The sequence below is a fragment of the Mesorhizobium sp. M1050 genome, from assembly GCF_040318715.1.
Taxonomy (GTDB): domain Bacteria; phylum Pseudomonadota; class Alphaproteobacteria; order Rhizobiales; family Rhizobiaceae; genus Mesorhizobium.
Genome location: NZ_JAMYMV010000007.1, coordinates 1 through 12,866 on the forward strand (window position 1 = coordinate 1; position 12,866 = coordinate 12,866).

General features: G+C 65.1%; 14 protein-coding genes and 2 pseudogenes. 5 read left to right on the top strand and 11 right to left on the bottom strand.

The annotated features are described in order from the left end of the window. Positions 1–81: 81 nt before the first annotated feature. The 9 genes and pseudogenes from NKH57_RS05950 to NKH57_RS05990 all read right to left on the bottom strand — a co-directional run. Positions 82–435 (bottom strand): annotated as a pseudogene (locus NKH57_RS05950) (amidase family protein); the annotation flags it as partial. A 51-nt stretch (positions 436–486) separates the two neighbouring features. Beyond that, positions 487–990: pseudogene (locus tag NKH57_RS05955) on the bottom strand (amidase family protein); the annotation flags it as partial. Then, entirely contained in the window at positions 987–1,337 is a 351-nt protein-coding gene (locus tag NKH57_RS05960) for a cupin domain-containing protein (protein WP_352942556.1), read from the bottom strand. The pseudogene NKH57_RS05955 and the gene NKH57_RS05960, both read right to left, overlap by 4 nt. Beyond that, positions 1,330–1,998 (bottom strand): cysteine hydrolase family protein, encoded by a 669-nt coding sequence (locus NKH57_RS05965; RefSeq protein ID WP_352942559.1) that lies wholly within the window; start codon positions 1,996–1,998, stop codon positions 1,330–1,332. Before NKH57_RS05965 ends, NKH57_RS05960 begins: the two co-directional genes overlap by 8 nt. After that, on the bottom strand, positions 1,998–3,530 hold the full coding sequence (locus NKH57_RS05970) for an ABC transporter ATP-binding protein (RefSeq protein WP_352942562.1): 1,533 nt from the start codon (positions 3,528–3,530) through the stop codon (positions 1,998–2,000). The genes NKH57_RS05965 and NKH57_RS05970 overlap by 1 nt, the downstream gene beginning before the upstream one ends. A 10-nt stretch (positions 3,531–3,540) precedes the next feature. Continuing rightward, positions 3,541–4,242, bottom strand: coding sequence for a biuret amidohydrolase (biuH, locus tag NKH57_RS05975; protein WP_352942565.1), 702 nt, complete (start codon positions 4,240–4,242; stop codon positions 3,541–3,543). Positions 4,243–4,258: 16 nt separating this feature from the next. Continuing rightward, positions 4,259–5,185 (bottom strand): ABC transporter permease, encoded by a 927-nt coding sequence (locus tag NKH57_RS05980; RefSeq protein WP_352942568.1) that lies wholly within the window; start codon positions 5,183–5,185, stop codon positions 4,259–4,261. After that, a complete protein-coding gene (locus tag NKH57_RS05985) occupies positions 5,185–6,282 on the bottom strand; it encodes an ABC transporter permease (protein ID WP_352942876.1) in 1,098 nt (365 codons plus the stop codon). Before NKH57_RS05985 ends, NKH57_RS05980 begins: the two co-directional genes overlap by 1 nt. 45 nt (positions 6,283–6,327) lie before the next feature. Next, entirely contained in the window at positions 6,328–7,455 is a 1,128-nt protein-coding gene (locus tag NKH57_RS05990; protein ID WP_352942571.1) for a BMP family ABC transporter substrate-binding protein, read from the bottom strand. A gap of 289 nt (positions 7,456–7,744) precedes the next feature. Here NKH57_RS05990 and NKH57_RS05995 point away from each other — a divergent pair, with 289 nt between their 5' ends. The 5 genes from NKH57_RS05995 (at position 7,745) to NKH57_RS06015 (ending at position 10,721) form a co-directional block, all read left to right on the top strand. Beyond that, entirely contained in the window at positions 7,745–8,434 is a 690-nt protein-coding gene (locus NKH57_RS05995; RefSeq protein ID WP_352599689.1) for a GntR family transcriptional regulator, read from the top strand. Between the two features lie 67 nt (positions 8,435–8,501). Beyond that, positions 8,502–9,113, top strand: coding sequence for a rod-binding protein (locus NKH57_RS06000; protein WP_352942574.1), 612 nt, complete (start codon positions 8,502–8,504; stop codon positions 9,111–9,113). Between the two features lie 95 nt (positions 9,114–9,208). Then, positions 9,209–9,634: a hypothetical protein gene (locus tag NKH57_RS06005; RefSeq protein WP_352942577.1), complete on the top strand. Its 426-nt coding sequence runs from the start codon at positions 9,209–9,211 to the stop codon at positions 9,632–9,634. Between the two features lie 85 nt (positions 9,635–9,719). Next, positions 9,720–10,235, top strand: a complete 516-nt coding sequence (locus tag NKH57_RS06010; RefSeq protein ID WP_023759774.1) for a hypothetical protein — start codon at positions 9,720–9,722, stop codon at positions 10,233–10,235. Positions 10,236–10,436: 201 nt separating this feature from the next. Next, positions 10,437–10,721 (top strand): SCP2 sterol-binding domain-containing protein, encoded by a 285-nt coding sequence (locus NKH57_RS06015; RefSeq protein ID WP_352942580.1) that lies wholly within the window; start codon positions 10,437–10,439, stop codon positions 10,719–10,721. Between the two features lie 96 nt (positions 10,722–10,817). Here the strand turns inward: NKH57_RS06015 and NKH57_RS06020 are convergent, their stop codons facing one another. Then, positions 10,818–11,417: a GNAT family N-acetyltransferase gene (locus tag NKH57_RS06020; RefSeq protein ID WP_352829146.1), complete on the bottom strand. Its 600-nt coding sequence runs from the start codon at positions 11,415–11,417 to the stop codon at positions 10,818–10,820. 96 nt (positions 11,418–11,513) lie between these two features. Further along, positions 11,514–12,647, bottom strand: coding sequence for an ornithine/lysine decarboxylase (gene odc2 / locus NKH57_RS06025; RefSeq protein WP_352829148.1), 1,134 nt, complete (start codon positions 12,645–12,647; stop codon positions 11,514–11,516). Positions 12,648–12,866: the final 219 nt, after the last annotated feature.

Below are 12,866 nucleotides of genomic sequence, written 5' to 3' on the forward strand. Positions count from 1 at the left end.
AACACTGCCCGCCGGGGGGGGGCGTCGGGCTGCGGGGGGCCCTGCGTGGCGGGCCTATGCCGCGGCGGGGGGGGCGCGCCCCCCCGCCACCGAGAACACCCGATAGGCGTCGTCGACGGTCGATGCGAACACCGACACGCAGTCGAGCGTGCGGCAGGCCGGCACGACGCCGGCGGCCGACAGCGCGCCGACCGTCGGCTTCAGCCCGACGATATTGTTGAGGCCGGCGGGGATGCGGCCGGAGCCGGCGGTGTCGGTGCCGAGCGCAAACGAGACGATGCCGCGCGCCGTCGCCACCGCCGACCCCGACGAGGAGCCGCCCGGCACCAGCTCGGCGTCGATGGCGTTGCGCGGGATCGGCCAGGGCGGGCGCCCGCCCCCGCGGCCCGGGGGGCCCTGGGCGGGCTTGGTTTTTGCGCCCACCCGCGCGCCCGCCCCCCCCCCCCCCCCCCCCCCCGCCCCACCGCCGCCCCCCCCCCCCCCCCCACCCCCACACCCCCCCCCCCCCCCCCCCCCACCCCCCGCCCCCCCCGCCCCCGCCCCGCCCCCCCCCCCCACCCGCTGGGCGGCGAGGGCGTGGCGGGGGAGCGGCCCGGGCGGGCCCCCCCCCACGAGGCCGGTGGCGAACTGGTCGAGATTGGTTTTGCCGACGACCAGCGCGCCGGCCGCCCTCAGCCGCGCCACCACGGTGGCGTCGCTGTCGGGCCAGTAGGTGTATTCGGCGCAGGCCGCCGTCGTCGGCATGCCGGCGACGTCGATATTGTCCTTGACGGCGAAGGGGACGCCCCAGAGCGGCTGGGCCACCGGGTCGAACGGGCAGAGGGCGGCGGCGGCCGCCAGCAGCGCGGCCTTGTCGGCCAGATGGATGAAGATGCCGGGATCGGCGGCGGCCCTCAGGCGGGCATGCACCGTCTCGATGACTTCGTCTACGCCGATGCCAGCCCTATAGGCGGTGTGCAGGCTGCTTATGTCGAAGCGCAGGTCGCTCATTTGGCCTCCCCCAGAATGATCACCGGCAGGTCCCACTGGATCAGCACGACGCAGCCGTCTTTCGTCCAAACCGAATGCTCTGTGCCGACCGGATTGAGCACCACGCTGCCGGTGGGATAGTCGCCATTCTCGTCACTCTGCGTTCCCTCCAGCACGACGATGGTTTCCAGCCCGACATGGCGATGGCGCGGCACACCGGCGCCGGGCCGGTAGCTGAGGACGGCGACCGACGGCTCCACCGGCCCGCCCTTCAGCAGCCAGTGCACACTGATTCCCTCTCGGAAAGGCTCGAACGCCAGATCGCGCCAGCCGCCGTCGAGCAGGCCGGCAAAGGCAAGATTAGGCATTGGCAATTCCCTTGAGTACCTGATCGGTGGTCGCTGTCCAGCCGACGATGGCGCCCTGCGCCCTGATCATGGCGATCGCCGCTGCCTTGAACTCGGGGAAATAGCTTTCCGTCGCGTCCTCGGCGAGCAGGCACTCATAGCCACGGTCGTTGGCCTCGCGCATCGTCGTCTGCACGCAAACCTCGGTGGTGACGCCGGCAAAGACCAGCTGCCCTGCGCCAAGCCTCTTGAGATCCTCGTTAAAGGAAGTGGCGTAGAATGCGCCCTTGCCGGGCTTCTCGATGACGATCTCGCCAGGCAGCGGCGCAAGCTCGTCGAGGATCGCCGTGCCCGGCTCGCCGACGATCAGCACGCGGCCCATCGGCCCGGCATCGCCGATGCGGATCGAGGGATTGCCGCGATTGCGCTTGGCTGGCGGCAGATCCGAAAGGTCCGGACGATGGCACTCCATCGTGTGGATCACCGGCAGGCCGGCGGCGCGAAATCCCTCGATCAGCCGCTTCACCGTCGGCACGATCGCCACGACCCGGCTGACGTCGTTGCCGAGGCTGGCGCCGAAGCCGCCGGGCTCGGCGAAGTCGCGCTGCATGTCGATGACGACCAGCACCATGCTCTCACGCTTGAAGGCGAACGGAAACGGCTGCGCTGCGATTTCAGCCATCAATGATGTCCAGCCATATGCACGCCGATCGTCTGCACGCTCGCCTGCGCGATCGGCGTCTCGTAGACCAGTGCGCCGTCCGACATGACCAGGATACGGTCGGAGAGTTCAAGCAGTTCGTCGAGGTCTTCCGACATCAAAAGCACCGCTGCACCCGCATTGCGCGCCTTCATGATGCGGGCGCGGATTTCGGCCACTGCCGAGAAGTCGAGGCCGAAGCACGGATTGGAGACGATCAGAAGGTCGACTTCGCCGGTGAGTTCGCGGGCGAGCACGGCGCGCTGCACATTGCCGCCCGACAGCGAGGCGATCGGCGAGGATAGCGAGGCAGTCTTGACCTTGAACTGCTCGACCAGGCGGGCGCTGAAGGCCTTGATGGCACCGGCGCTGATCCAACTCACCGGCTTGCCGTTGCCGTCAATATCGAAGGTGCGGAAGGAGATGTTTTCGGCCACGGTCATCTTCGGCGCGCAGGCGTTCTTCAGCGGCTCCTCCGGAATGAGGCGGACGTTGAGCGCACGCGCCTCGGCGCGCGTCGCCGCATAGGCAGTGCCGCGCACCATCACTTCGCCGGCGTCGCGCGGGCGCTGCCCGGCCAGCACTTCGAGGAATTCCTTCTGGCCGTTGCCGGAAATACCGGCGATGCCGACGATCTCGCCGGAGCGCACGCCGAGGTCCTCGATCCGGATCGACTTCAGCCCGGTGCGATCAGGCGCCTTCAGCGCCTTGACCTTGAGTACGATCTCCGCGTCCGGCTTCGGCTCGGCGCGGCTGTCGAGCGCCGCGATCGGCTGGTCGCCGATCATCATCGCCGCCATCTGCCTGTGGTCGAGGTCGGCGACGCGGCCGGTCCCGGTCAGCCTGCCCTTGCGCAGCACGCTGACGTCGTCGGCGAACGCCGTCACTTCGTGGAACTTGTGCGAGATCATCAGCACGGTGAGGTCGCCGGCCCTGGTCATGGCGCGCACGAGGCCGAGCACCTCCTGCGCTTCGGCGGGGGTGAGCACCGAAGTCGGCTCGTCCAACACCATGAAGGAGCGGCCGAGATAGAGCTGCTTGACGATCTCCAGCTTCTGCTTCTCGCCAGCGGCAAGCTCGGCCACCTTGACATCGAGCGGAAGCTTGAATGGCATCCGGTCCATGAACACGGCAAGTTCGTCGCGCTCCTTGCGCCAGTCGATGATGGCAGGCACCTTCTCGCGCGAGATGACCAGGTTTTCCGCGCCGGTCAGCGACGGCACGAGGGTGAAATGCTGGTAGACCATACCGAGGCCGAGCGCCGAGGCGTCCTGGGGGCTGGCGATTGCCACCTCGCGGCCGTCGACCAGTATATCGCCGGAGGTCGGATGGTAGAAACCCATCATGCATTTGACCAGCGTCGACTTGCCGGCGCCGTTTTCCCCGAGCAGCGCATGGAATGATCCCGCCGGCACCTTGATCGAAACATCGCCCAGCGCCGTGAAGGCGCCGAAGCGCATGGTCATGCCGATGGTCTCGACACCGACGGCCTTGTGGCCGGTGATCTTGCTCATCCCGGGTTCCTCACGGCAGTTGGGCGACGAATGAGGCCGAGCTCGACACCGCGCCGAAGACGCCGCCCTGCATCTTGATCATCTTGATGGCGGCCAGATGGTTGCCGTAGTCGGTAGCGCCGCAGCAATCCTCCAGCATCACGCATTCGAAGCCGCGGTCGTTGGCCTCGCGCATGGTGGTGTGGACGCAGACATCGGTCGTGATGCCGGTGAGCACGATGTTGTCGATACCGCGCTGGTTTAGGATCAACTCCAGATCGGTGGCGCAGAAGGAGCCTTTGCCCGGCTTGTCGATGATCGGCTCGCCTTCGGCCGGATAGAGGTCCGGGATGATGTCCCAGCCCGGCTCGCCGCGCACCAGGATGCGCCCGCAGGGGCCGGGATCGCCGATGCCGGCATTGATGCGACGCGAGCGCCAGCGCTTGTTGGCCGGCAGGTCGGCGAGGTCGGGCCGATGGCCCTCACGGGTGTGAATGATCGTGTAGCCCTTGGACCGCATCGCCGACAGCACCGACTTGATCGGCTCGATCGGCGCACGCACCAGCGACAGATCGTAGCCCATATGATCGACATAGCCGCCCGGCCCGCAGAAATCGGTCTGCATGTCGATGATGATCAGCGCCGTGTTGTCTGGACGAAGCTCGCCATTGTAGGGCCATGGATAAGGATCGGCGTCGATATAGCGCTGGGTGATACCGGCTCTGGCGTTCATGGCAAAAACTCCGGTCTCATTTGGTGATCGACAGTTCGCCCGGAGCGCCGGCGAGCGAGCGGCTCGGCGACGAAGTGGCGATCATGATGACCAGGGTGAGGATGTAAGGTGCGGCGTAGAAGAGGTAATAGCCTTGCGTGACGCCGACCGACTGCAGCGCCGGCCCGAGCGCCCCGGCACCGCCGAACAGAAGTGCGGCGGCAAAGCAGCCGAGCGGGTTCCAGCGCGCGAAGATGACCAGCGCCACCGCCATCAGCCCTTGTCCAGACGAGATGCGCTCAGTCCAGCTGCCGGGATAATAGAGGGACAGATAGGCGCCGCCGATGCCGGCGAGCGCGCCGCCGACGCCGGTGGCGATCAGGCGCACGGTGTTGGGGTTGAGGCCCATGGCGCGGGCGGCATCGGAACTGTCGCCGACGACGCGCACGATGAGGCCGGCGCGGGTGTTGCGGAAGGCCCACCACAGGAACACCGCAAGTGCGGCGCCGATCAGGAACAGCACGTTGACGTCGAGGGCTGCCTGCACCTGCGGAATGTCGGACCATGCGCCTAAGGGGATGGCCGGCAGGTCGGGCGCAGAGGGCTGGATAAACGGCTTGCCGAAGAAGAAGGCGAGGCCCGAGCCGAACAGCATCAAGGCGATGCCGATCGCGATATCGTTAACCCGAGGGAATTTGCAGATCCAGCCGTGGAAGAGGCCGAAGCACAGGCCGGCGAAGGCCGCGGCGACGAGGCCGAGCCAGGGCGAGCCGGTTATAACCGCCACCGCATAGGCGGCCATGGCGCCGAATACCAGCGTGCCTTCCAACCCGAGGTTGATGCGGCCCGAACGCTCGGTGATGGCTTCGCCGAGCGAGACGAAGATGAAGGGCGTGGAAACGCGGATGGCGCCGCCGAGGATGGCGAGCGGCACGCCCCAGAGGCCGATCCCGCTGGCGTCCATCAGCTGCTCCTCTGCCACAGATCGGGGTTGAATGCCTTGAAACGGCCGTAGAAGGTCTCGCTGAACAGGATGACGATGAACAGCATGCCCTGCAGCACCAGCACGGTGGCGTCGGGCAGGTCCATGCGGCGCTGGATCAGCCCGCCGGAGGCGTCGATCCCGCCGAGCAGGAAGGCGACGGGGATGATGGCCAGCGGATTGTGGCGGGCGAGGAAGGCGACGAGGATGCCGGTATAGCCGTAGCCGGCGGCAAGCGAGGCGTTGGCGCTGCCCTGCACTGCTGCGACCTCCAGCATGCCGGCAAGACCGGCGAAGGCGCCGGCCAACCCGGTGAAACCGATGATCAGCGAGCCAACGGCAAGCCCCTGCACCTGGGCGGCCCTGACATTGCCGCCGGCGATGCGGGCGGCGAAGCCCCAGCGGGTCTTTTCGATCAGCACCCAGGACACGACGCAGGCGATGACGCCAACGGCAAGGCCCCAATGCACCTCCATGCCCGGCATGTCGCCGATGCGGTAGATATCGGCCAGCGGCTGGGTCGAGGGCTTGTTGAGCGAGGCTGGGTCGCGCAGCGGCCCTTCGACCAGCTGGTTCATCAGGGCGATGGCGATATAGGCCATCAGAAGGCTGGAAATGGTCTCGTTGACGGCACGGTAATGGCGGAGCGCGCCGACGGCACCTATCCAGATGCCGCCGGCGGCCATGCCCGCCACGCCCATGACGAGAATGACGATGAAGGAGGGGACGCCGTCGAGCGCCGTGCCTGCAGCCGCGGCGGCGACGCCGCCCAGCACGATGGCGCCCTCGCCGCCGATAACGACGAGGCCGAGCCGCGCCGGTAGCGCCACGCAGAGCGCCGCCAGCAACAGGGGTGCGGCGCGTGACAACGAGTTCTGCATCGAGAACCACGAGCCGAAGCCGCCACGCCACATCGTTTCATAGAGCTGGACCGGCGACTTGCCGACAGCCAGGATGAACAGGCTGAACAGGGCCATGCCGACGACCAGCGCGGCCAGCGGAATGACGAAGGCCTCGGCCCGCCGGGCCATCCATTCCAGCGCTGCCGGATGACTCCTGGCGCCGAACGTCACCGGCATGCCGACTTCTGTCACTATCTCGGCCATCGCCCCGCTCCCCTTCGATCAGGCGGTCGAGCCGACGACCCCGTCGACCAGATAGTCCATGCTTTCGAGTTCGATCGCGTTCTCGGGGAAGGCCTGGCCCGCAGTGGCTACAACAGCACCCTTGCTGCTGTTCAGTGGACCCTTGATGACGGCGAAGCCGCCCTTCATCATTTCGGCCAGCGTGGCGTCGAACTGCTTGCGCGCCGGCTCGCCGACGGCCGGGCCAAGCGGGCTCATCTTGACGAAGCCATCGGCCAGTCCGCCGCGGGTGAAATTGGGCAGCGGGTTTCCGGCGACGAGGTCGTCGACGAACATCTTGTAGACCTTTGCCCAATTCCATTCGGCACCAGTCAGGTATTTCTCGGGCGCCAGTGGGCTCTGGTTGGCATGGTAGCCGCAGACAAAGGCGCCGCGGCCAGCGGCCGTCTCGACCACGACCTTGGGGCTGTCGACATGGCAGGTGACGACATCGACGCCCTGGTCGACCAGCGCGTTGGTGGCCTCCGCCTCCTTGACCGCCAGGGACCATTCGCCGGTGAAGATCACCTGGCAGGTGATGGTCGGGTCGACGGAGCGCGCACCGAGCAGGAAGGAGTTGATGTTGAGCAGCACCTGCGGGATCGGCTTGGCGGCGACAAAGCCGAGCTTCTTGGTCTTCGTGGTGTGGCCGGCGACGACACCGTTCAGGTACTGGCCCATGCCGATATAGCCGAAATAGGATCCGGCATTCTTCGGATGCTTGTCCTTGTTCCACATGCCGCCGCAATGGCGGAACTGCACGTCGGGGAATTTCGTGCACATGGCCAGCATATGCGGGTCGAAGTAGCCGAAGGAGGTCGGGAAGATCAGCGAGGCGCCGTCGAGGTTGATCATCGATTCCATCGTCTTCTGGACATCGACCGTCTCGGGCACGTTCTCCTCCTCGACAATGGAGAGGCCTTCGATACCCTTCAGCGACGCGGCACCCTCGGCATGCGCCTGGTTATAGCCATAGTCGTCCTTCGGGCCGACATAGATGAAGCCGACAGTTGCCGAAGCGGCGAAGGCGCGGCCGATGGGAAAGGATGCCGACGCGAGCCCAAGTGCGGCTCCGGCGGCGGAAGTCTTGAGCAACTCGCGGCGGTTAAGCGTGAATTTCGCGGTCATAGTGAATGCTCCCCTGTAAGACCCATTTCCGGGTCGGTTAACATGCCGTCAAGAAAGTGCATGCAATCGCCATGCCAATTCTTTCGACGCAATTTATCGAATAAAATCAGTATATACATGAAACGCGCCTGCTCACGTCAAAGGCAATTGCATGCACTTTTTGCCTTGAAACTAGCCAGTTTGACAGGCAGATTAAAATAGAGGCATAAACAAGAAATATCGATTCGACGGGCCGCTGGGCCGCCCAACGAGAAGACCAAACGGAGGAAACTTGTCGGGGAAGCGCAGCTTGATCAGGTCGGGCACGACCGTGGATCAGATGGTGAGGGCGATCGGTGACCGGATCGTCACCGGCTTCTTGCGTCCCGGCGAAAAGCTGGACGAGACCTCGCTCGCCGCGCGCTTCGACGTATCACGCACCCCGGTGCGAGAGGCGCTCGGCCAGCTGAGCGCCATGGGCCTGGTCGAAAGGCGGCCCAACCGCGGCGCCATCGTCGCCGTGGTGACGCAGGAGCATCTCGCCTCGATGTTCGAGAGCATGGCCGAACTGGAAGCGATCTGCGCGCGCTTCTCGGCCGAGCGCATGACCAGCAGCGAGCGCCGCGCGCTCGAGGTCGAGCACCAGGCCTCGGCGCGGATGGTGCGTCTGGGCGCCGAGGAGGACTACGAGTACTTCAACACGGAGTTCCACAGCAGGCTTTATCGCGGCGCCCACAACGCACATATCTACGAAATGACCGTGATGACGCGCAGTCGGCTGGCGCCGTTCCGCCGAGCCCAGTTCATGCTGCCAGGCCGGCTCGCCAAATCCTGGCAGGAGCACGATGCCATCGTCACCGCGATCATGCGCGGTGACGGAGTTACTGCGGGAAACGCCGCCAAGGATCACGTTTCCATCGTCAGCAAGGCCAGTTCCGTCTTTGCGCTCGGCGAGCAGCCAAAGGGCACAAGTACGACAATGCCGGTTACCGCCGGTTGACGCCCACACGCCTTCATCTCGCTTTCCTCCCTTACGCCGCGCAAGCCTGCCACAAGCTTGTTGAGGCATGGTCTGGCTAAGGAAAACCGACAAAAGGCGGACTTTCTTGGCGATTTCTCCACCCAGCGACATCGTTATGGATGTCGCCCGAGCCGTCGACCCGACGGATATTGAAGCCGCCCGCGCCGCGCTTACAAAGCGGGCCGGTGGTGCTGTGGGCGCATTTTCGGTCGATGACGCCGCTTCGGTGAATGCCGGCTCGATCCTGTCGCGCGCCACCGCCGACAAGGCCGCCGCTTCAACCGACCCCGCCAAGAAGTTCAAGAAGTTCGAGGCCATGGTGCTGCAGACCTTCATCCAGAACATGCTGCCCAAAGACACCGAAGGCGTCTACGGCAAGGGCCTGGCCGGCGACATGTGGAAATCGCAGCTTGCCGAACGGGTGGCCGACGTCATGGCCGAGCGCGGCGGCATCGGCATCGCCAAGTCGATGCTGGCCGACCACTATGTCGAAGGCAAGCGCATCGTGCCGGTCGGTCCGGTTTCGGGCGGGCCGGAAAAAACCGAGATCGATCAACAGAGCAGCTTGTCGACCTCGCTGGTCCACGAATTGCAGCGCAAGGCGGCGCGGTCAATCACCGGTGACGAGACCACCATCAGGACAGACATCAAGATTTAAAGCATGCCCGGAAGCGGAACCAGTTTTGGGAAGATCATGCTGAACCAAGCAGATAGTGCGTATCCGAGTTCAATCTAACCAGACCGGGATTTCTCATGGCCGACTTTTCGGAATTCACCGCCAACCTGCCAGCACCCACGACCGTGTCGGAAGCGCCTATCCCGTTCGCGCGGCCTGGCAACCTCGCTGCCATCATCGGCCGCATCGAGGACGTGGTCGAGGAAGAGACGGCCGGCATTCGCAATGCCACCGATTACGATCTCAAGGCATCGAACGCCCGCAAGAGCCGCTATCTCTATGAACTGACCCGCGCCATGAAGGGCGGCAGCGAAGCCGAATTTCTCGAACAGCACCGCGAGGGCCTGACCCGGCTGCGCCACAAGCTGGCGAAGAACGAGGCGGCGATCCTGGCGCACCTCAGCGCGGTCAACGAAGTTGCCAACCTGCTGCGGCACGCCATCCAGCGCGCGGAAACCGACGGCACATATTCGGCCGGCGAATTCGGCTGGGCAAAGGCATGATGCGGGACACAAGGAACGCATCGGCGACCCTGCTCATGCAGGAGGGCAGCGCCGCGTTGCCATCGCAAGTCAATGACGGGGCCCGATGATCAAGGTCATCGCGATCGCGGTCTGGATCTGCGCCGCGACGCTCGGCGCGGTGTTCTATTCGTTCCAGGCTGCGGGCGAAAAGGGCGTCGGCGAAACGCCGAAGCCGATGCTGGGCGGCCTCGACTACGTCAAGACCGATATCATCTCGGTGCCGCTGATCCGCGATTCGCAGATCGGCGGCTATTTCCTGACAAAGCTCGTCTACACGGTCGAACCCGAGCAGATAAAGAAGCTGTCCATTCCAGCGGAAGCGCTGATCACCGACCAAGTCTATTCCTACCTCTATTCCAATCCTCAGATCGACTTCACCAATAAGGCGACGATCGATCTCGATGCCTTCCGCGCCGCGATCCGCGATACCGTCAACACGCGTGTGGGCGCCACTTTGGTGCATGAGGTTCTGATCGATCAGGTCAATTTCCTGTCGAAGGACGAAATCCGTGACAACTGGCTGCGTCGCAAGAAAAGCGAGACGGCCGCCGAAATGACCAAGGCGTTCAAGGAACACTGAGTCGCCTTGCCCACGGGTTCCGATCACATCGGTCCTTACCTGCCGCCGGCGCAGGAACCAGCCCCCGCGGGATTCCGCGTTGACGTAAACGTCAACCCAAAGCTATATGCGCCAGTGACCGTGATCGCGAAACCGCGGCATGGGCTTCGGCCGGATCGAAGCGCCGTTGCGAGACAGATGCAACCAGACAAGGAGAACAGCGTGAGCGTTCAGGAGATTGCCGAGAAGATCAAGTCGCGCGTGGCAAGCAGCGGGTTCGATCGTTCCGTGAAATTCGACACCGGCAGCGACGGCGTCATCGTCATCGACGGCGCGACAATTTCAACCACCGACGCGCCCGCCGATTGCACCATCAAGCTCTCGCTCGACGATCTGGATTCGCTGATCGCCGGCGACCTGAACCCGACCATGGCCTTCATGACCGGCAAGATAAAGGTCGAAGGCGACATGACCGTCGCCATGGCCCTCAGCCAGTTGATCGGCTGAAAACATGCAGCCGCCCAAGGCGGCGCCCGCCAATCGCAAAAAAAACGCCGCCTTTTTCGGGCGGCGTTTTTGCATGAGTTGCTGGCGCTTCGTGTCTCAGGCCGCCGATGTCAGTTCCTGCGCCTTCAGCTTGCGGCCGGCCGCCTTCAGCGTGCCGTGCACGCCGTCGAGCGCGCCTTCCACCAGTTCCAGGGCCAGCAGGCGGTGCCGCTCATAGGGTCCCGGCATGGCAAGCGAACCGGTCCTGGCGGCCGAGAAGCCGAAGCGTTCATAGTAGGGCGCATCGCCGACCAGCAGGATCGCCGCGTGGCCAAGACGTGTTGCTTCGGCGACGGCATGGCGCATCAGCGCCGAGCCGATGCCGGCACTCTTGAGCGACGGATCGACGGCGAGCGGGCCTAGCAGCAGCGCTGCCGGGCCGCCCTCGCCCAACGTGACATCCCACAGCCGCACGGTGCCGGCCACGTCGCCCGACGCGTCGCGGGCGACGAAGGCCAGGCCTTCCGATGGCCGCCGGCCACGCCGCAGCTTCTCCGATGATTTTTTCCGCCGCTTAGAGCCCATGGCCTCATCCAACAGCACTTCACGCGCGGCAGTGTCGGCCGCGGTTTCGGCAACGATGGCAATGGCACTCTCCCTCCTTGAGGGGGAGATTTCGCACGGAGCGCCTTCAACAATGAAATTTGCAATGTCCATTTCCGCGATCCTTCACGAGCGGAGGTTGTTCCACAGGCGACCCCGGGCGGGCGACGGACGCCCACCTGGGGTGATCTGACCGGTTCTTTCGAACCGTCAGATCACGTAGGATCGGAGAGGCTCGAAGCCGTTGAAGGCGACCGCCGAGTAGGTGGTCGTGTAGGCACCGGTGCCTTCGATCAGCACCTCGTCGCCGATCGTCAGCGACAGCGGCAGCGGGTACGGCGTCTTCTCGTACATCACGTCGGCCGAATCGCAGGTCGGACCGGCGAGTACGCAAGGTGCGGTCTCCGTGCCGTCATGGCGGGTGACGAGGGGGTAGCGGATAGCCTCATCCATCGTCTCGGCCAGGCCGCCGAACTTGCCGATGTCGAGGAATACCCAGCGCACATTGTCGTTGGCCGCCTTCTTCGAGATCAGGACGACTTCCGACTTGATGACGCCGGCGTTGCCTACCATGCCGCGGCCCGGCTCGATGATGGTTTCCGGGATGGCATTGCCGAAATGCTTGCGCAGCGCCGAGAATATCGCCTGGCCATAGGCCTGCGCTGCCGGCACGTCACGCAGATAACGCGTCGGGAAACCACCGCCCATGTTGACCATCTTCAAGACGATGCCTTCCTCGGCGAGCGTCGCGAACACTGCCTTGGCATCGGCCAGCGCGCGGTCCCAGGCGGTCAGGTCGGTCTGCTGCGAGCCGACATGGAACGACACGCCATAGGCATCGAGGCCGAGCCCCTTGGCATGGCGCAGCACGTCGACGGCCATCGCAGGCACGCAACCGAATTTGCGCGACAGCGGCCACTCGGCGCCCTCGCCATCGGTCAGCACGCGGCAGAACACGCGCGCGCCTGGAGCGACACGGGCGATCTTCTCGACCTCTTCGACGCAGTCGACCGCGAACAGGCGGATGCCGAGCTGGTAGGCGCGTGCGATGTCACGTTCTTTCTTGATGGTGTTGCCGAAGGAGATGCGGTCCGCCGGCGCACCGGCGTCCATCGCCATCTCGACTTCGGCAACGGAAGCGGTGTCGAAAGACGAGCCCATCGCAGTAAGCAGGCGCAGGATCTCCGGCGCCGGGTTTGCTTTCACCGCATAGTAGATTTTCGAATCGGGCAGCGCCTTCTCGAAGGCTCGGAAATTGTCGCGCACGACATCGAGGTCGACGACGAGGCAGGGGCCGGTCGGACGTCGGGTGGCGAGGAAGTCAAGGATGCGCTGGGTGGCCATCGGGGTCTCTCCATCAGCGCCTTTCGGCGCGCAATAAGGCTGCGGGAAGCGGGCTGTTGGCCTCGCGAACACGCGGTGGACAAAGGCGGGACGGAAATCCATGGAACCAGCCGGTGGAGACCCCGGAACCATGAAACGCCGTCTCGCGGCGGTGAACCTTGGCCTTGCCCGGCCTCGGTTCGCTTTGTCTGCCTTGGCTTGGATGGGAGACCCGTCCGC